At 71.2% G+C, this 18569-nt stretch carries 15 protein-coding genes; 7 read left to right on the forward strand and 8 right to left on the reverse strand.

What is annotated here, in order from left to right; genetic code table 11:
* Positions 1 to 3: 3 nt before the first annotated feature.
* From H0H10_RS30960 to H0H10_RS30970, 3 genes are read right to left on the reverse strand one after another with little or no spacing between them, the layout of a single operon-like run.
* Positions 4 to 915: an ABC transporter ATP-binding protein gene (locus H0H10_RS30960; RefSeq protein ID WP_188184452.1), complete on the reverse strand. Its 912-nt coding sequence runs from the start codon at positions 913 to 915 to the stop codon at positions 4 to 6.
* On the reverse strand, positions 912 to 1820 hold the full coding sequence (locus H0H10_RS30965; protein WP_188184453.1) for an ABC transporter permease: 909 nt from the start codon (positions 1818 to 1820) through the stop codon (positions 912 to 914). The genes H0H10_RS30960 and H0H10_RS30965 overlap by 4 nt, the downstream gene beginning before the upstream one ends.
* Positions 1810 to 2784 carry an ABC transporter ATP-binding protein gene (locus H0H10_RS30970; RefSeq protein WP_188184454.1) on the reverse strand — a complete coding sequence of 325 codons (975 nt, stop codon included), beginning with the start codon at positions 2782 to 2784 and terminating at the stop codon, positions 1810 to 1812. Before H0H10_RS30970 ends, H0H10_RS30965 begins: the two co-directional genes overlap by 11 nt.
* A 246-nt stretch (positions 2785 to 3030) precedes the next feature.
* On the opposite strand from H0H10_RS30970, the gene H0H10_RS30975 reads away from it, so the two are divergent.
* The 6 genes from H0H10_RS30975 (at position 3031) to H0H10_RS31000 (ending at position 8769) form a co-directional block, all read left to right on the forward strand.
* Entirely contained in the window at positions 3031 to 3873 is an 843-nt protein-coding gene (locus H0H10_RS30975; protein WP_188184455.1) for a M24 family metallopeptidase, read from the forward strand.
* Positions 3870 to 5627 (forward strand): SDR family oxidoreductase, encoded by a 1758-nt coding sequence (locus H0H10_RS30980; RefSeq protein WP_188184456.1) that lies wholly within the window; start codon positions 3870 to 3872, stop codon positions 5625 to 5627. The genes H0H10_RS30975 and H0H10_RS30980 overlap by 4 nt, the downstream gene beginning before the upstream one ends.
* Positions 5628 to 5786: 159 nt before the next feature.
* Complete coding sequence (locus tag H0H10_RS30985; protein ID WP_188184457.1) at positions 5787 to 6335, forward strand: RNA 2'-phosphotransferase; 549 nt, start codon at positions 5787 to 5789, stop codon at positions 6333 to 6335.
* A 17-nt stretch (positions 6336 to 6352) separates the two neighbouring features.
* Positions 6353 to 6799: a hypothetical protein gene (locus H0H10_RS30990; protein WP_188184458.1), complete on the forward strand. Its 447-nt coding sequence runs from the start codon at positions 6353 to 6355 to the stop codon at positions 6797 to 6799.
* A gap of 83 nt (positions 6800 to 6882) precedes the next feature.
* Positions 6883 to 7785: an LLM class flavin-dependent oxidoreductase gene (locus H0H10_RS30995; RefSeq protein WP_188184459.1), complete on the forward strand. Its 903-nt coding sequence runs from the start codon at positions 6883 to 6885 to the stop codon at positions 7783 to 7785.
* Between the two features lie 96 nt (positions 7786 to 7881).
* The gene (locus tag H0H10_RS31000; protein WP_188184460.1) at positions 7882 to 8769 is read left to right on the forward strand and encodes a Cof-type HAD-IIB family hydrolase; all 888 of its coding nucleotides are present in this window, start codon (positions 7882 to 7884) and stop codon (positions 8767 to 8769) included.
* Positions 8770 to 8816: 47 nt separating this feature from the next.
* Here the strand turns inward: H0H10_RS31000 and H0H10_RS31005 are convergent, their stop codons facing one another.
* The 5 genes from H0H10_RS31005 to H0H10_RS31025 all read right to left on the reverse strand — a co-directional run bounded on the left by H0H10_RS31005 (position 8817) and on the right by H0H10_RS31025 (position 17899).
* Complete coding sequence (locus H0H10_RS31005) at positions 8817 to 9866, reverse strand: M23 family metallopeptidase (protein ID WP_188184461.1); 1050 nt, start codon at positions 9864 to 9866, stop codon at positions 8817 to 8819.
* A 122-nt stretch (positions 9867 to 9988) separates the two neighbouring features.
* Entirely contained in the window at positions 9989 to 11671 is a 1683-nt protein-coding gene (locus tag H0H10_RS31010) for a sensor histidine kinase (protein WP_188184462.1), read from the reverse strand.
* Between the two features lie 88 nt (positions 11672 to 11759).
* A complete protein-coding gene (gene cydD, locus H0H10_RS31015; RefSeq protein ID WP_188184463.1) occupies positions 11760 to 15293 on the reverse strand; it encodes a thiol reductant ABC exporter subunit CydD in 3534 nt (1177 codons plus the stop codon).
* A 75-nt stretch (positions 15294 to 15368) separates the two neighbouring features.
* On the reverse strand, positions 15369 to 16373 hold the full coding sequence (cydB, locus tag H0H10_RS31020) for a cytochrome d ubiquinol oxidase subunit II (protein WP_188184464.1): 1005 nt from the start codon (positions 16371 to 16373) through the stop codon (positions 15369 to 15371).
* Between the two features lie 20 nt (positions 16374 to 16393).
* On the reverse strand, positions 16394 to 17899 hold the full coding sequence (locus H0H10_RS31025; protein WP_188184465.1) for a cytochrome ubiquinol oxidase subunit I: 1506 nt from the start codon (positions 17897 to 17899) through the stop codon (positions 16394 to 16396).
* 210 nt (positions 17900 to 18109) lie between these two features.
* Between H0H10_RS31025 and H0H10_RS31030 the strand changes: the two genes are divergently transcribed.
* Positions 18110 to 18514, forward strand: coding sequence for a cyclophilin-like fold protein (locus H0H10_RS31030; protein WP_188184466.1), 405 nt, complete (start codon positions 18110 to 18112; stop codon positions 18512 to 18514).
* Positions 18515 to 18569: the final 55 nt, after the last annotated feature.

An 18569-nucleotide genomic window follows, 5' to 3' on the forward strand; every position in this document is an offset into this window, starting at 1 on the left:
CTCCTACGCCGCGACGAGGTACGAGAAGACGGACTCGAGGGACTCGTCGGAGGGCGAGACCGTGAGCAGCCGGATGCCGTGGTCACGGGCGACCTTCGGCAGCAGGGCCGTGAACCGGCCGAAGTCGACGGCCTGGATGCGCAGCGCGCCCTCCGCCACGTCGACCTCGATGCCGGCGGTCGACGGGTCGGCGATCAGTGCCGCGGCCAGCGCCCGGTCGTCGCTGGAGCGCACCAGGTAGCGGTGCGGACGGTCGGTCATCAGGCGGCGGATCCGGCGGAAGTCGCCGCTGGCGGCGTGCCGTCCGGCGACGACGACCTCGATGTGCCAGGCGAGCTGCTCGACCTCTTCGAGGATGTGCGAGGAGAACAGCACCGTGCGGCCCTCGTCGCCCATGCGGCGCAGCAGGTCCATCAGCTGCATGCGCTGGCGCGGGTCCATGCCGTTGAACGGCTCGTCCAGCAGGAGCAGCGAGGGGTTGTGGACGAGGGCGCTCGCCATCTTCACGCGCTGGCGCATGCCCTTGGAGTACGTGGCGATCTTCCGGTCCTGCGCGTACTCCATCTCGACGGTGGCGAGCGCCTGCTGAGCCGCCTTGGCGTCCAGTCCGTGCAGTTCGGCGTTGGCGAGGACGAACTCGCGGCCGGTGAGGAAGTCGTACATCGCCTCGCGTTCGGGGACGATGCCGATGTGCTTGTAGATGGCCTCGTTGCGCCAGACGGGCTGGCCGTCGAGGGTGACGGTGCCCGTGGAGGGGGCGAGGAAGCCGCCCATCATGTTGATGAGGGTGGACTTCCCGGCGCCGTTGGGACCGAGCAGGCCGGTGACGCCGGGGCCGATGGTCATGGTGATGTCGTTGACGGCGACCACGTTGCCGAACCAGCGGGAGACGTGGTCGATGTTCAGCGTGGTCACAGTCCCACCTTCTTGTAGCGGCGCATCAGCAGGCCGTAGGCGCCGGCGATCAGGCCCAGGGTGACGAGGACGTAGACCACGCCCTCCGCGTTGCTCGGGCCGGTACCGCCCGGGAAGGCCGAGGTGGCGCCGAGGAAGGCGGACTGCACGCCGTCGATGAGGGTGATCGGCGAGAAGAGGCCGATCCAGACGACGGCACCGGAGCTGTCCTGGACGTCCGCGATGGCCTGGAGCGTGGAGACCGCGCCGTAGGTGATGGTCAGGACGGCGATGACGGCCGCGATGCCGAAGCCGCGGCGGGGGGTGACCGACGCGACGACCAGGCCGAGGCCGGCGAAGAGCAGCGAGAGCAGTGCCACGGAGACCAGTCCCTGTGCGAACCCTTCCGTCTGGTCCGCGAAGTCGAGTTCGGCGAGCAGCGCACCCACGTAGAGCACCAGCAGCGGCGCTGCCGTGAGGATGAACAGGGCCGAGGCCAGTGCCGCGTACTTGGCGCGGACGTAGTCGGATGTCTCGATGGGCCGCGAGAAGTACAGCGGCACGGTCTTGAAGCGCAGGTCGCGCGAGACGGACTGGGGTGCCTGGGCGGCGACGTAGAGGCTGATGACGGCCTGGAGGACGATCGCGTAGCGCGTGTAGTCCAGGGGCAGTTCGTTCGCCTTGGTCGCGACGGCGACGGCGACCATGATGCCCGCGGGCAGGCACATCACCACGAACAGCAGCATCGGCAGCACCTTGGACTTGGCCGAGCGGCCGAGGCCGTAGGCGCCGCGCAGGGACTGCGAGTACAGCGAGCGGCGGGCGTAGGCGCGGCCGAGGCGGGGGCCGTCGTAGCTGCGGTAGCCGATGTTGTGGATGCGGGTCTGGTCGCCCGCCGCAGTGGCTGTGGGCTGCTCAGTTGCCATGGCCGACCGCCTCCTTCCGTGCTGCGTCGCCGTCCTTGAAGACCTCCGAGATGTGGTGCCTGCGCTGCTCCATGCGCACCAGGCCGAGGCCGAGGTCCGCGATGACGTCCCGGACCAGGTCGTACGTCTCCTCGCCCGCCGCGGTGAGCAGCAGGACGTGTCCGGCGCCGGGCAGGCCGCTGCCGTCCTCGACGGTCACCCCGCGCGCGTGGAGCGCGTCGCGCACCGCGCGGGTGCCGTCGGGGTGGTCGTCGGTGTCGGTGACCTCGATCGCGAGGGTCGTCGTGGTCTGGGTGAAGTCGGTGGTGGAGCTGGAGCGCAGCAGCTTGCCGCCGTCGATGACGACGACGTGGTCGCAGGTGCGTTCCAGCTCGCCCAGCAGGTGGGAGGTGACCAGGACGGAGATGCCGAAGTCGGTGTGGACGCGGCGGATCAGTCCGAGCATCTCGTCGCGGCCGACCGGGTCGAGGCCGTTGGTGGGCTCGTCGAGGAAGACCAGCTGCGGGTCGTGGACGAGCGCCTGCGCGAGTTTCACGCGCTGCTTCATGCCGGTCGAGTAGCCACCGATGGGGCGGTAGCGCTCCTCGTAGAGGCCGACGTGGCGCAGTGTGTCCGCGGTGCGCTCGCGGGCGGCCGTCGGCGGGAGCCCGGACATGCGCGCCATGTGGACGACGAACTCGGTGGCCGAGACGTCGGGCGGCAGGCAGTCGTGCTCCGGCATGTAGCCGACCCGTTCGCGGATGTCCGCGCCCTTGGTGGCGACATCGAGTCCGAGCACTTCGGCACGGCCCTCGGTGGCGGGGGACAGACCCAGCAGGATCTTGATCAGGGTGGATTTGCCGGCGCCGTTGGCCCCGACGAGTCCGGTCACACCGGGTCCGATGTCCACGGAGAGCCGGTCGAGCGCGGTCACCCGGGGGAACCGCTTGCTCAGGCTTTCGGTCGCGATCACAGTCACACCCATGACGGTAGTGACCCGCGCCACTCCGGTCGTCAGACCGGAGAGCCGTCTTGGGGTCCGACTCGAGTATTACGGGCCCGTAGGGGATGCAGTGCCTGAGAGCTACGGGGCTCGGCGGGACGCCGTGCGGACCATCCTATTGACGCCGGGTCTAACAACTGGGAGATTCGGCGGCGTCACGTTACGAGTGAGTAGCGCGATCGGTGCGGTCGGCGGCCGTGCCGGGTCGCTCGGGTGGAGCGGGGTGGCATGACGACGGCAGTGGCAGGTGAGCTCCGGGCGGAACTGCGGGGTTTCCGGAAGGTGCAGCGCCTCGCCTACGAGTGCGCCGAGGCGGTGGCGGCCCGGCTGGAGCCGGGCGTGACCGAGCGCGATGCGGCCCGGATGCAGCGCGAGTGGCTGCGCGAGCGGGGCGTGCGCGACTGGTTCCACCTGCCCTTCGCCTGGTTCGGCGACCGCACCGCCTTCACGGGCTTCCGCATTCCGCTGCAGTTCTTCCCGACCGGGCGCCGGCTGGAGCCCGGGATGCCGTTCATCCTGGACATGGCGCCGGTGTACGAGGGTTTCACCGCCGACATCGGTTTCTCGGGCTCGCTGGGTCCCAACCCGGTCCAGGACCGGCTGATGTCCGATCTGCGGGCGCACCGCGAGCTCATCCTGCGCGAGGTGCGCGAGCGCCGGTCGCTGCGGGAGATCTACGAGGACGTGGACCGCCTCATGGTCCGCCAGGGCTACGCCAACCGGCATCGCGCGTATCCCTTCGGGGTGATCGCGCACAAGGTGGACCGGGTCCGGGAACGACGCTTCTCCCCGCACCTGTTCGGCTTCGGCACCCAGTCCCTCAAGGGCCTGGCGAGCGATGCGCTGCACGGCCACCGGGAGGGCTGGTCCCCGCTGTGGTCGCCGTACCGCTTCTCCGACCACCCGCCGCGGCCGGGCCTGTGGGCGGTCGAACCCCACCTCGGCTTCCGGGGTACGGGCGCGAAGTTCGAGGAGATTCTCGTCGTCACCGATTCCCGGGACCCCGAGGAGAGCGCCTTCTGGCTGGACGACGATCTGCCGCACCTGCGGCGCTGGGCGGAGGAGGAATGACGGTGCTCGATGGTGCGCGGGAACGCCGGGTCCACACGGGCGGCGTGGAGCTGTGCGTGGCCGAACTGGGCGATCCGGAGCAGCCGACGGTCGTCCTCGTGCACGGCTATCCGGACAGCAAGGAGGTCTGGTCGGAGGTGGCCGTCCGCCTCGCCGACCGCTTCCACGTGGTGCTCTACGACGTCCGGGGCCACGGCCGGTCCACGGCTCCGCGACCGCTGCGCGGCGGGTTCACGCTGGAGAAGCTGACGGACGACTTCCTGGCCGTGGCGGACGCGGTCAGCCCGGACCGTCCCGTGCACCTGGTGGGCCACGACTGGGGCTCGGTGCAGTCCTGGGAGTTCGTCACGGTGAGGCGCACCGAGGGGCGGATCGCCTCCTTCACCTCGATGTCCGGGCCGTCCCTCGACCACTTCGGTCACTGGATCAACCGGCGGCTGAAGCGGCCCACCCCCCGCCGCGTCGGCCAGCTCCTCGGCCAGGGCGCCAAGTCCTGGTACGTCTACCTGTTGCACACGCCCGTACTGCCCGAACTGGCCTGGCGCGGCCCCTTGGGCAAGCGCTGGCCGGGGATCCTGCGACGCGTCGAGAAGGTGCCCGGCGGCGACTACCCGACGCCCTCACTGCCGGCCGACGCGGCGCACGGGGCCTGGCTGTACCGGGACAACGTACGGCCCCGGCTGCGCCACCCGCGTGACGACGCCTACGCCCACGCACCCGTGCAGCTCATCACGCCCCTCGGCGACTCGTTCCTGTCGGAACGGCTCTACGACGAGCTCGAACTGTGGGCGCCGCGGCTGACCCGCCGCACACTGCCCGCCAAGCACTGGGTGCCGCGCACCCGGCCCGACCGGCTGGCCGACTGGATCACGGAGTTCGTCACCACCGTCGAGGGCGGGCGGACCGAGGTGGTGGCGAGCGGGAAGCACGCCGACCGGTTCGGCGGGCAGCTCGTGCTGGTCACGGGGGCGGGCAGCGGCATCGGGCGGGCGACGGCGTTCGCGTTCGCCGAGGCCGGCGCGCGCGTGGTGGCCGTCGACCGGGACGCCGAGTCGGCGGCCCGCACCGCCGAGCTGTCCCGGCTGGTCGGGGCGCCCGGGGCGTGGGCCGAGACCGTCGACGTGTCCGACGGGCGGGCCATGGAGCAACTGGCCGAGAAGGTCGCCGCCGAGTACGGCGTGGTCGACGTCCTGGTGAACAACGCCGGGATCGGACTGTCGGGCTCCTTCTTCGACACCACGCCGGAGGACTGGAAGAAGGTCCTCGACGTCAATCTGTGGGGGGTCATCCACGGCTGCCGCCTCTTCGGCAGGCAGATGGCCGAACGCGGCCAGGGCGGCCACATCGTCAACACCGCGTCGGCGGCCGCCTTCCAGCCCTCCAAGGTGCTGCCCGCGTACAGCACCTCCAAGGCGGCCGTGCTGATGCTGAGCGAGTGCCTGCGCGCCGAGCTGGCCGGGCAGGGGATCGGCGTGACGGCGATCTGTCCCGGCCTGGTCAACACCAACATCACCGCGACCGCGCACTTCGCCGGGGTCGACGCCGAGGAGGAGAACCGGCGCCGGCAGCGCACCGCCCGGCTGTACGGGCTGCGCAACTACCCGCCGGAGAAGGTCGCCGACGCGATCCTGGAGGCCGTCGTGCACGACAGGGCCGTCGTCCCGGTGACGCCGGAGGCGCGCGGCGTCCGACTGATGTCCCGTTTCCTTCCGGGGGCGTTGCGGGCGCTCGCACGGGTGGAGCCGCCCCTGTAGGTTCCACGGCTCGTCCCCACCGCGGTTTCCACAGGCTTGCCCCCATCGCCTGTGGACAACCTCGTCCGGCTGTGGATCAAACATCGGCGGCAAAATCGATCGCGTGACGCCGGTCTCGCTCGGCACGCTGAACACATGCGCCAAGAGCACAGGAACGACATGGACGAGAGACGCACCGTGAAGGTGTCCAAGTACCTGTCGAAGCATCTGCGACACCAGCCGGACCGGATCGGGCTGACCCTCGACGAGGGCGGCTGGGTCGAGATCGACACCTTGATCGCCGCGGCCGCGGCCCACGGCTTCCGCTTCTCCCGGGACGAACTGGACCACGTCGTCGCCACCAACGACAAGCGGCGCTTCGCCGTCGAGGGCACGCGGATCCGCGCCAGCCAGGGACACAGCATCGACGTGGACCTCGGACTGCCGACGGCAACCCCGCCGCCGTACCTGTACCACGGGACCGTGGCCCGTCACCTGGGCGCCATCCGGGCCGAGGGGCTCAGGCCCATGAATCGGCACGACGTCCACCTCTCTCCCGACCGGGAGACCGCGACCCGCGTCGGCGCACGCCGCGGCCGGCCGGTCGTGCTGACGGTGGACGCCGCCGCCATGCACCGCGACGGCCATGTCTTCCGGGTCAGCGCGAACGGGGTCTGGCTGACGAAGGCCGTACCGCCTCAGTACCTGCGTTTTCCCGGGAGCCGCTGAGCCCGCATGATCGGGGCATGGAGCATCTGCCCACCACCGAAGCCGCCGTCACCGCCCTCCGGGAGATCGCCTCGGAGTACGCGCGCGAGATCGAGGTCACTCACGACATCGGCGCCGACCAGACCTCCCGCCGCAGCGCCGCGGGCGTCGGTGTGACCACCGACCCGGACGGCTCCCTCCCGCACGAGGCCTTCGTCGAGTTCGGCGGATCACCCCGGGTGAGCGTCCGGCTCTTTCCCGAGGACGACGCCCTGATCACCGTCGAGGGCGTCGAGTGCCCCGACATCCCGCGCGACGACGTCCCCGCGTTTCTCCGCTCGGTCTTCGGCGGCCTGGCGCATGTCTCGGCGGGCAGCTTCCTGAGCGGCTACCGCCTGGTCGTGCCGCTGCCCGGCGACCGTACGCACAAGGAGCTCATCCCGATGATCCTCCTCACGCCCTGGCTCAGCAGCCGTGTACGGTGACGCCCTGCCTCAGGGGAAACCACCCGTGAAAACCACCCCTCGATGTTTCACGTGAAACCTGATCGGCCACATAGGCTCGGGGCATGAGTCTGCGCCTGAGCACCGTGATCCTCCCGTACCGCCGCTGGCACGAGGGCGGCCGTTCGACCTGGACACGCGCCGAGCAGCTCGGCTTCCACACCGCGTACACCTACGACCACCTGTCCTGGCGGAGCTTCCGCGACGGCCCGTGGTTCGGCGCCCTGCCGACGCTCACCGCCGCCGCGGCCGTCACCGAGCGCCTGCGCGTCGGCACGCTGGTCACCTCGCCGAACTTCCGGCACCCGGTGACGCTCGCCAAGGAGCTGATCTCCGTCGACGACGTCTCCGGTGGACGGGTCACCCTCGGCATAGGAGCGGGCGGCACCGGGTTCGACGCCACCGCGCTCGGCCAGGAACCGTGGACGCCGCGCGAGCGGGCCGACCGCTTCGCCGAGTTCCTCCAGATGCTCGACCGGCTGCTGACGGAGGACGCGGTGTCGTACGAGGGCGACTTCTACTCGGCACACGAGGCACGCAACATCCCGGGCTGTGTCCAGCGGCCCCGGCTGCCGTTCGCGGTGGCCGCCACCGGTCCGCGGGGGATGCGGCTCGCGGCCCGGTACGGACAGGCGTGGGTGACCACCGGAGATCCGAAGCTGTACGAGGAGGGCACACCCGAGCAGTCGGTCCGTGCCCTGCGCGGACAGGCCGAGAAGCTCGCCGACGCCTGCGCCCGGATCGGCCGTGACGTGGGCGAGCTCGACAAGGTCCTGCTCACCGGCTTCACCCCGGACCGCAACCGGCCGTTGCAGTCCCTGGACGCGTTCGTCGACTTCGCCGGGCGCCACCGGGAACTGGGCTTCACCGAGATCGTGGTCCACTGGCCGATCCCCGATACGGACTTCGCGGCGGACGAGAAGGTCTTTGAGCGGATCGCCATGGAGGCCCCGTCGCAGCTGCGCTGAGCCGAAGGACGGGCCGGGGGTTCGGGATGGCTGTCCCAGCCCTGATGAGAGCCGTTGCTCACAGATGTGCGGACTCCCGCACGTGCGTGCGTGCATATGCGTGACAATGGCCGGGTGACTTCAGCGACCCGACAGCCCGAGACCCCGGCCGCCACCATCCGCCCCCGGCTCATCGCCACCGACCTCGACGGCACGCTGCTGCGCGACGACAAGTCGGTGTCCCCGCGCACGGTCGCCGCGCTCGCCGCCGCCGAGAAGGCGGGCATCGAGGTCTTCTTCGTCACCGGGCGCCCCGCGCGCTGGATGGACGTCGTCAGCGACCACGTGCACGGTCACGGCCTCGCCATCTGCGGCAACGGCGCCGCCGTGGTCGACCTGCACGGCGGCCCCCGAGCCCACCGCTTCGTCAAGATCCGGGAACTGCCCCGGGAGAACGCGCTGGACGCCGTGCGGCTGCTCAGGGAGGCGGCTCCCGGCACGGTGTACGCGGTCGAGCAGACCTACGGTTTCCGTCAGGAGCCGGCGTACCCGAAGATGCACATGGAGGTTCCGGACGTCCTCGCGCCCGCCGAAGAGCTTCTGGCGCCCGACGGCCCCGCCGCCGGCGAACCGGTGCTGAAGATCCTCGCGTTCCACCCCGACATCGACCCCGACGCCTTCCTCACGCTGGCCCGCCTCGCCATCGGCGACCGTGCCGACGTCACCCGTTCCAGCCCGAGCGCCCTGCTGGAGATCAGTGGTCCGGGCGTCTCCAAGGCCAGCACGCTCGCCCTGTGCTGCGCGGAACGGGGCATCTCCCACGAGGAGGTGGTCGCCTTCGGCGACATGCCGAACGACGTCGAGATGCTGACCTGGGCGGGACGCTCCTACGCGATGGGCAACGCGCACCCCGATGTGATCGCCGCCGCTTCGGGGCGGACCGTCGCCAACAACAACGACGGTGTGGCGGTCGTGATCGAGCAGATGCTGGCGGAGACGTCCTGACCCGTCCTGCCCGGCCGCAACCGGCCCCTCGGCCGTAGCCGGTCCTCTCAGAGGGAGACCCCGTGCCGTGCCAGCCACGGCACCGGGTCCAGCGCCGAACCCGTCTCCGGGGTGACGCGCACCTCGAAGTGCAGGTGCGGCCCGGTGGAGTTGCCGGTGCTGCCCGACTGGCCGATCCACTGCCCGGGACCGACCCGGTCTCCCTCATCGACGGTGACGGCGGCGAGATGGGCGTACTGCGTGTAGTAGCCGCCCTCGTGCCGGACCACCACCTGCATGCCGAAGGCGCCTCCGCACGAGACCGTCACCACCCGGCCCTCGCCGACCGCCCGGACCGGCGTGCCGACCGGTACCGCGAAGTCCTGCCCGGTGTGCCGGTGCGCCCACCGCGGCCCCCCGCCGCCGAAGGACGCCGACAGTTCGTACGTCTCCACCGGCGCGACCCAGGAGCGCGTGGTGCGCTCCTCCGGCTGGTCCAGCCGGACGGAGCCGGGACACGAGCCGGCCGCGACCGAGGCCTCCGCCCGCCGCTCCAGCCGGGACCGCGCCTCTTGGAGCTTCCCCTCGATCTCCTTCTTCAGCTCGGCGAGTTCGGCGTTCCGCCTCTCCAGCGACTGCCACGCCGCCCTGGCCTTCGCCTCGTCGGCGGCCAGTCGGGCCTCGGCCCGCCGGCTCTTGCCGATGATGTGGTCGACGGCCAGATCGGCCTGCCACCCGGTTCGCTGACCACGCATCACCTCGTCGGGGTCTTCGGCGAGGATCATCTGCACGCTGAGCGGCAGCCCGCCGCCACCGCGGTACTGTGCGCGGGCGATCCGGCCCAGGTCCTCGTGCACGGCGGCCACCGCCTGCCGCTGCCGGTCCAGCAGCCTCTCGTACCGCCGGGCCTTCGACCGCTGCACCTCGGCCTCCCGGCGCCCCTCCTCGTACTGCTGCGTGGCCCTGGCCGCGTCCTCGTACAGCCGCGCCACCTGCGCGCTCAGGACGGAGCCGGAGCCTTCGTCCCCGTCCCAGGCGCCGATGGGGCGGGCCGCGAGCACGGCGAGGGCGCACAGCAGCACCGAAACGAGCAGCGGACGGCGGCGAGGTGAAGGCATGTCAGTGATCGTGGCCCGGATGCGGGCGGACGGTCTTCCTCAGGTCGTACGGGCGGGGGACCCGTTGCTGCACACGGCTCAGTACGACTGCTGCACACGGGGCAACGCGACGGTGACGGCTCTCAGTACGGCGCTTCCCACAGCACCGTCGTCCCGGCGCCCCCCGCCCCGACACCCGGGCCGAGACGGCTGGTGCCACCGAGCGACTCGGCACGGCGTTCCAGATTGCGCAGGCCGCTGCGCCGGCCGCCCTCGGTGATGCCGACGCCGTCGTCCGCGACGGTCAGCCGTACGCCCGGCCGGCCGTCCGCGAGCGTGACCGTCGCGTCGACGCGGACGTCGATGCGGGTGGCCCGGGCGTGCCGGAAGGCATTGGACAGGGCTTCTCGCAGGGCGGCGATGAGGTTCTTGCCGGTCAGGTCGCCGACCGCGCTGTCGACGGGGCCCACGAAGCGGTGGGAGGGCGTGAAGCCGAGCGGCACGGCCGCCGTGGTGATCTCCCGCAGCACACGCGTCCGCAGCCCCGCCGGCTCCTCGGCGGGCTGCCGCAGCGCGAAGATCGCGGACCGGATCTCCTGGATGGTGACGTCGAGTTCGTCGACGGCCCTGCCGACACCGTCACGCACCTCGGGCACGACCGACCGCCGCTGCGCGCTCTCCAGCATCATCCCCGTCGCGAACAGCCGCTGGATGACGAGGTCGTGCAGGTCACGGGCGATGCGATCACGGTCCTCGTACACCGCGAGCCGTTCCCGGTCGCGCTGGGCCTCGGCCATCATCAGTGCGAGCGCCGCCTGCGAGGCGAACTGGTCGGCGAGGGTGCGCTCCGCTCGCGTGAACGGGCGCTCGCCCGGCGCACGGGGCACCACGAGACTCCCGAGCACCCGCCCGTCGCTGCACAGCGGCAACAGCATGATCGGCCCGTAGGCGCGCACCGGCCCCGCGTCCAGGCGCGGGTCGGTGGCAGCGTCGTCCACGAAGACCGCCTTTCCGTCGAGGAGTTCGGCGACGATGCCGTTGTCCGCCGGTATCACCGTGCCCAGCGCCTCCGTCGGCCGCTGCGGGGCGATGGCCGCGATCTCCAGGCCGCCGCCCTCGGCCGGCAGCAGCACGATGCCGGCGGCCGCTCCGGCCAGCCGGCGGGCCTGTTCGGCGACGGTCTGGAGGGCGTCGTCGGTATCGCCGCCGGACAGCAGCGCGGTGGTCACGGCGACCGAGCCGTCGATCCAGCGCTCCCGCTGCTGGGCGGCCTCGTACAGCCGCGCGTTGCCGATGGCGATGCCGGCCTCCGTGGCCAGGACCCTGACCATGGCGAGGTCGTAGTCGTTGAACGGTTCGCCGCCACGCTTGTCGGTCAGGTACAGGTTGCCGAAGATCTCGCCCTGTACACGGATGGGCACTCCCAGGAATCCGTGCATCGGCGGATGGTGCTCGGGAAAGCCGCAGAAGCGCGGGTCCCCCGTCAGGTCCGTGAGCCGGACCGGCCTCGGATCGCGGATGAGGGCGCCGAGCAGGCCCTTGCGGCCGTCGGGCAGGCGGCCGATCCGCCGGGCGGCGGCCTCGTCGACGCCGTGGTGGACGAAGTCGGCGAGGCCCTCCCCGTCCTCGGCGACGACGCCGATGGCCGCGTAGCGGGCGTTCGCCAGGTCGGCCGCCGTCTCGCAGATCCGGTCCAGGGTGGAGTGCAGCTCCAGGCCGCTGCCGACGGACCGCATCGCGTCCAGCAGCTTCGGCACCCGCGCCAGGAGCTCGGCCGGGACCTCCTGGCGGGGCGGCGGAGGTCCGGGGGGCGGTGCAGGGGGCATGCCCCGAGCCTAATGAGACGGTTTTGTCATGGAAAGTCGGATTCTCCGACTTGCCCTGGCCCACACACGCGGCGGCATGCGGCGGGCCCTACAGCGCCTCCACCAGCAGCTCCGACGCCGCCTCCCGCTCGGCCATCGCCCGCAGCGGCCCCGGCACGGCGGCCAGCTCATGGAACGTCCCCCGCTGCACCACCCTGCCCTCGCCCAGCACGACCACCTCGTCCACGGCCTCCAGACCCGCCAGCCGGTGCGTGATCAGCAGCGTGGTCCGGCCCTCCGTGGCCGCCAGCAGATCGGCGGTGAGCGCGTCGGCGGTCGGCAGGTCGAGGTGTTCGGCGGGCTCGTCCAGGACGAGCACCGGGAAGTCGGCGAGCAGCGCACGGGCCAGCGCCAGTCGCTGCCGCTGACCGCCGGACAGCCGGGCCCCGTGTTCGCCCACCAGCGTGTCCAGACCGTCGGGCAGGCCGTCGGCCCACTCCAGCAGCCGCGCCCGGGCCAGCGCGTCGCGCAGCTCTGCCTCGGTGGCATCCTTCCTGGCCAGGAGCAGGTTCTCGCGCACCGAGCTGTCGAAGAGGTGCGCGTCCTGGGCGCACAGGCCCACGAGCCCGCGCACGTCGTCGCCGTCCAGGGCGTAGGCGTCCACGCCCGCGAGTGTGTACGAGCCCGCGTCCGCGTCGAGGAAGCGCAGCAGCACCTGCGCCAGCGTCGTCTTGCCGGACCCGGAGGGGCCGACGACCGCGATGCGGCGCCCCTGGTCCAAGGTCAGGTCCAGCTCCGAGACGGCCTCCCGGTCCTGCCCGGGGTGGCGCGCGGCCAGCCCCTTGAGGACGACCGGGAACGGCGACACCGGTGCCTGGCGGGGCCGCTCCGGCTCCTGGACCGGTTCGGGCGCGTCCAGCACCTCGTACACGCGCTCGGCGCTCCGGAGCACCCGCTGCCGGTACTGCACGGCGAGCGGCAGTCCGAGCACGGCCTCGAAGGCGGCCAGCGGGGTCAGGACGACGACGGCCATGGCCACGCCCGCCAGCCGGCCGTCGGCGACCGCCTGGGCTCCGACGAGGGCGGCGCCGGCCACGGTGAGACCGGAGATCAACGCGGTCAGCCCGTCACCCAGGGCGGTCGCGGTGGCGGCACGCGAGGCGATCCGGGTGAGCGTGCCGTCGGCCCTCCGCACCTCGGCGGTCCGCGCGGGCAGGGCACCGGCGACGGTCAGCTCGGCCGTGCCGGTGAGCAGGTCGGTCACCCGGGTGGCGAGCACACCGCGGGCGGGGGCCAGCCTGCGCTCGGCCCGCCGCGCCACGGCACCGGTGACCAGCGGGACCCCGGCCCCGGCCGCCAGCAGGCCGGCCGCGAGGACGGCACCGGCCTCCGGCAGCAGCCAGGCCGTGAAGCCGACGGAAGCAGCGCACACGGCCACCGCGGTACCGACGGGCAGCAGCCACCGCAGCCAGTAGTCCTGCAAGGCGTCGACGTCGGCGACGAGCCGGGACAGCAGATCGCCCCGGCGGCTGCTGCGCAGCCCGGAGGGCGCCAGCCGCTCCAGCCGCCGGTACACGGCGACCCGCGTGTCGGCCAGCATCCGCAGCACGGCGTCGTGCGACACCAGCCGCTCGGCGTACCGGAACACGGCCCGGCCGATGCCGAAGGCCCGCGTCGCCGTCACGGCCACCATCAGATAGAGCACCGGCGGCTGCTGCGAAGCCCTGGAGATGAGCCACCCGGAGGTGGCCATCAGGCCGACGGCGCTGCCGAGCGCCAGGCTGCCGAGCAGCAGGGCCAGCCCGAGCCGCCCGCGCCGGGCGCCGCACATCGCCCGGACCCGGGCGAGAACACCCCCGCGCGCCCCTGCCGCGGGCTCCGTCGGACCGGAGTCGTCAGCGACGTCCGGACCGCGGACGTCGGAAGCGTCCGGGCTGGAGACGTCCGGCGTTCCGTCGGCCGGACGGACCGCGAGCGCCCTCGACGTCCCGTCGGCCACGGCGGGCGAGACCGGCTCCGCCAGCCGCACCACCCGGTCCGCCACCTCCAGCAGCGCCGGCCGGTGCACCACCAGCAGCACCGTCCGGCCCACCGCGAGCCGCCGCACCGCCGCCACGATCTCGGCCTCGGTGGCCCCGTCCAGGGCGGCCGTCGGCTCGTCGAGCAGCAGCACCGGCCGGTCCGCGAGGAACGCCCGGGCGAGCGCGAGCCGCTGCCGCTGTCCGGCGGACAGCCCTGCCCCGTCCTCCCCGAGCACCGTGCCGGCGCCCTCGGGGAGCGCGTCCACGAAGTCCAGGGCCCCGGCGTCGCGCAGCGCCCGCCGTACCGCCGCGTCGTCCGCGCCGGGCCGGGCCAGTCGTACGTTCTCGGCGATGGTCCCGGCGAACAGGTGCGGCCGCTGCGGCACCCAGGCGACACGGGCGTGCCACTCCGCCGGGTCGAGGTCCGCGAGATCGGCTCCCCCGATCCGCACCCGGCCCTCGGTCGGCCGTACGAAGCCGAGGAGGACGCCGAGCAGCGTCGACTTGCCCGCCCCGCTCGGCCCGACGAGTGCGACCGTCTCACCGGGCGCCACGGTGAGGCTCACGTCCGACACGGCGTCCGTGGAGCGACCGGGGTAGCGGACGGTCACACCCTCGAAGGACAGGGCACCGTCCGCCGGCACCGGCCCGGTCCCCGGCGCCGGGACGGGCCTCTCCAGCACCGAGAAGATCTCCTCGGCGGCCGAGAGCCCCTCGGCCGCCGCATGGTACTGCGCCCCCACCTGCCGCAGCGGCAGATAGGCCTCGGGCGCCAGCACCAGCACGACCAGACCGTCGTACAGAGCCATGTCGCCGTGGACGAGCCGCATGCCGATCGTCACGGCCACCAGCGCCACCGACAGCGTGGACAGCAGCTCCAGCGCGAAGGACGACAGGAAGGCGATCCGGAGCGTCCGCATGGTCGCCTGCCGGTACTCCCCGGTGATACGCCTGATCGACTCGGCCTGCGCCTTGGCCCGTCCGAAGACCTTCAGTGTGGGCAGTCCGGCGACGACGTCGAGGAAGTGCCCGGACAGCCGGGACAACAGCCGCCACTGCCGGTCCATCCGGGACTGTGTGGCCCAGCCGATCAGCATCATGAAGACCGGAATGAGCGGCAGAGTGGCGACGATGATGGCCGCCGAGACCCAGTCCTCGGTGACGATCCGGGCCAGCACCGCCACCGGCACGACCACCGCGAGCCCCAACTGCGGGAGGTAGCGCGAGAAGTAGTCGTCGAGGGCGTCGACTCCCCTCGTGGCCAGGGTGACCAGTGACCCGGTGCGCTGCCCGGACAGCCACCCGGGGCCGAGCGCGGTGGCCCGCTCCAGCAGTCGGCCCCTCAGCTCGGACTTCACCGCCGCGCTCGCCCGGTGCGCGGCGAGCTCGGTGAGCCAGCCGACCAGCGCACGGCCGCAGGCGACGGCCACCAACAGCAGGAGAGAGGTGCGGAGTTCACCGACGGGCTTGCCGTGCTGGAAGGCGCCCACCACCATCTCGGCAATCAGCATCGCCTGCGCGACGACCAGTCCGGCGCCCATGGCACCCAGGACGACGACCGCCGCCAGGAAGAACCGGGTCGCGCGCGCATACCGCAGAAGACGTGGGTCGATAGGTTTCACGTGAAACATGCCCTTCGGTCCCGAGGGGTGTGTTTCACGTGAAACACACCCCGTGACGGACTCGCTGTGCCGGACTCAGTGCGCGGGTTCCGCGATGTGCTGGGTGCCGATCCGCTTGCGGAACACCCAGTACGTCCATCCCTGGTAGAGAAGGACCACCGGCATGGCAATGGCAGCCAGCCACGTCATGATCTTCAGCGTGTAGGCGCTGGACGAGGCGTTGGTGACGGTGAGGCTCCAGTCCGCGTCGAGCGTGGACGGCATGACGTTCGGGAAGAGCGTGAGGAAGAGCATCGCCACGGCCGCCACGATCGTGACGCCGGACAGTGCGAAGGCCCATCCCTCACGCCCGGCCTGATTCGCCATCAGCGCGACGACCAGCGCGGCGACCGCCACCACCAGCGCGACCAGACTCTTGCTGTCACCCTTGTCGGCCTGCGTCCAGACGAGGAAGACCAGGGCCAGCACGGCCGTGACGAGGCCGAGACGCAGCGCCAGCGTCCGCGCCCGCCCGCGGATCTCGCCCACGGTCTTGAGGGCCGTGAACACCGTCCCGTGGAAGGTGAACAGTGTCAGCGTCACCAGGCCGCCCAGGAGGGCGTACGGGTTGAGCAGGTCCCAGACGGTGCCGACGTACTCCAGGTCCTGGTCGATCTTCACGCCCCGGACGATGTTGCCGAAGGCCACACCCCACAGGAACGCCGGGATGAGCGAGGTCCAGAAGATCGCGGTCTCCCAGTTGCGCTGCCAGTGCTCCTCGGGCCGCTTCGCCCGGTACTCGAAGGCGACACCCCGGACGATCAGGCAGAGCAGGATGACCAGCAGGGGCAGGTAGAAGCCGGAGAAGAGCGTGGCGTACCACTCGGGGAAGGCGGCGAAGGTCGCCCCGCCGGCCGTGAGCAGCCACACCTCGTTGCCGTCCCAGACGGGACCGATCGTGTTGATCAGCACCCGCTTCTCGGCCCGGTTCCGGGCGAGCAGCTTGGTGAGCACACCGACCCCGAAGTCGAAGCCCTCCAGGAAGAAGTAGCCGGTCCACAGGACGGCGATCAGGACGAACCAGACGTCGTGCAGTTCCATGACTGTGCAGCTCCCTCGGCCTAGTACGAGAAGGCCATCGGCTTGTCGGCGTCACGGGCGTCGCCGCCGATCTTCGTGGGCGGATTGAGGTCGGCCTCGGTGAGCTCGGGCGGGCCGGCCTTGACGTACTTGACGAGCAGCTTGACCTCGATGACGGCGAGGACGGCGTAGAGCAGGGTGAAGGCGATCATCGAGGTGAGGACCTCGGCCGTGGAGACACCGGGGGAGACCGCGTCGCGGGTCTGGAACAGGCCGTAGACGACCCACGGCTGACGGCCCATCTCGGTGAAGATCCAGCCCCAGGAGTTGGCGATCAGCGGGAACGCCATCGTCCAGAGAGCCAGCAGCCAGTACAGCCGGGTGAGCCTCGATCCGAGCGGCTTCTTCAGCAGCACCAGCTGCGGCACCTCGTCCTCCCCGGTCCGGAAGGCTGCCGGCAGCAGGAACTTCTTCCGCGTCAGCCACAGCCCCAGCAGGCCGAGGGAGAAGGACGCCATTCCGAAGCCGATCATCCAGCGGAAGCCCCAGTAGGCGACGGGGACGATGGGCTTGTAGTCACCGGGCCCGAACTTCTCCTGCAGGGCCTCGTTGGTGTCGTTGATGCCGGGCACGTACGACTCGAAGTCGCTGTGCGCGAGGAAGGACAGCAGGCCGGGTATCTCCAGGGCGACCTTGTTGTGCCCCTTGTCGACGTCGCCGTAGGCGAACACGGAGAACGGCGCCGGCTTCTCGCCGTCCCACAGTGCCTCGGCTGCGGCCATCTTCATCGGCTGCTGCTCGTACATGACCTTGCCGAGGGTGTCTCCGCTGATCGCGGTGAGCATGCCGCCGACCGCGAGGGTGACCAGACCGAGCCGGAGCGACGTCCGCATCACCGGGATGTGCTTCTTGCGCATCAGGTGGAAGGCGGCGATACCCACCATGAAGGCGCCGCCCGTCAGGAAGGCCGCCGAGAAGCTGTGGAAGACCTGGTTGAGCGTGGTGTTCTGGGTGAGGACCTGCCAGAAGTCCGTGAGTTCGGCGCGGCCCTTCTCCTCGTTGAACCGGTAGCCGACGGGGTGCTGCATCCAGGAGTTGGCCGCGAGGATGAAGTACGCCGACAGGAGAGTGCCGATCGAGACCATCCAGATGCAGGCCAGGTGGATCTTCTTCGGCAGCTTGTCCCAGCCGAAGATCCACAGGCCGATGAAGGTGGACTCGAAGAAGAAGGCGATCAGGGCCTCGAAGGCGAGCGGCGCCCCGAAGACGTCCCCGACGAACCGGGAGTAGTCGGACCAGTTCATGCCGAACTGGAACTCCTGCACGATGCCGGTGACCACGCCCATGGCGATGTTGATCAGGAAGAGCTTGCCCCAGAACTTGGTCGCCCGGAGGTACTTCTCCTTGCCCGTGCGCACCCAGGCGGTCTCCAGTCCGGCCGTGAGGGCGGCCAGCGAGATCGTCAGGGGAACGAACAGGAAGTGGTAGACGGTGGTGATGCCGAACTGCCAGCGCGCCAGCGTCTCCGGCGCCAATGCCATGTCCACGTCGTCGGTCTCCTTACATCGCCACATCGCCGTGGGTCAGCGGCACTTTGTGCGTGTATGTCGCACCTAACTTGGGAGCAAGCAGACACGCTTGTGAACGCGTTCACATTCACAAGCAATTATGACGTACCGATTTTCGACGCCGGAAGGGGGGTCCCCTGTGACGTCAACCCCTTGGCAAGAACTTCAACATCTTGTTGAATCCGCCGCATGACCACAGAGACGCCGATCACACGGCAGACACGGATACGGATCTCCTGGCCCGCGGGTCACCTCACCGCGGACCTTCACGACACCCCGTGCACGCAGGCCCTCCTCAAGGCACTGCCGCTCACCTCCACTGCCCGCACATGGGGCGAGGAGGTGTACTTCGATACAGGAGTGTCGGTTTCACGTGAAACGGACGCCCGGCAGGTCGTCGAGCCGGGCACCGTCGCCTTCTGGACCGACGGGGACGCCCTGGCCCTCCCCTATGGGCCGACGCCGATCTCACGGGCGGACGAATGCCGCCTCGCGAGCCCGTGCAACATCCTCGGCCGCCTCGACGGCGACCCGCGCCTGCTGGCGACGGTGCGCGACGGCGACCCGGTACGCGTGGAGCGCGTGGGCGCCTGAGCACGACGGCCGACCCGGCGCGCTGCGCCTGGGCCGACCCGCCGCCCCGTCGCCC

The sequence above is a fragment of the Streptomyces griseicoloratus genome (assembly GCF_014534645.1).
In the GTDB taxonomy this organism is placed as follows: Bacteria; Actinomycetota; Actinomycetes; order Streptomycetales; family Streptomycetaceae; genus Streptomyces; species Streptomyces griseicoloratus.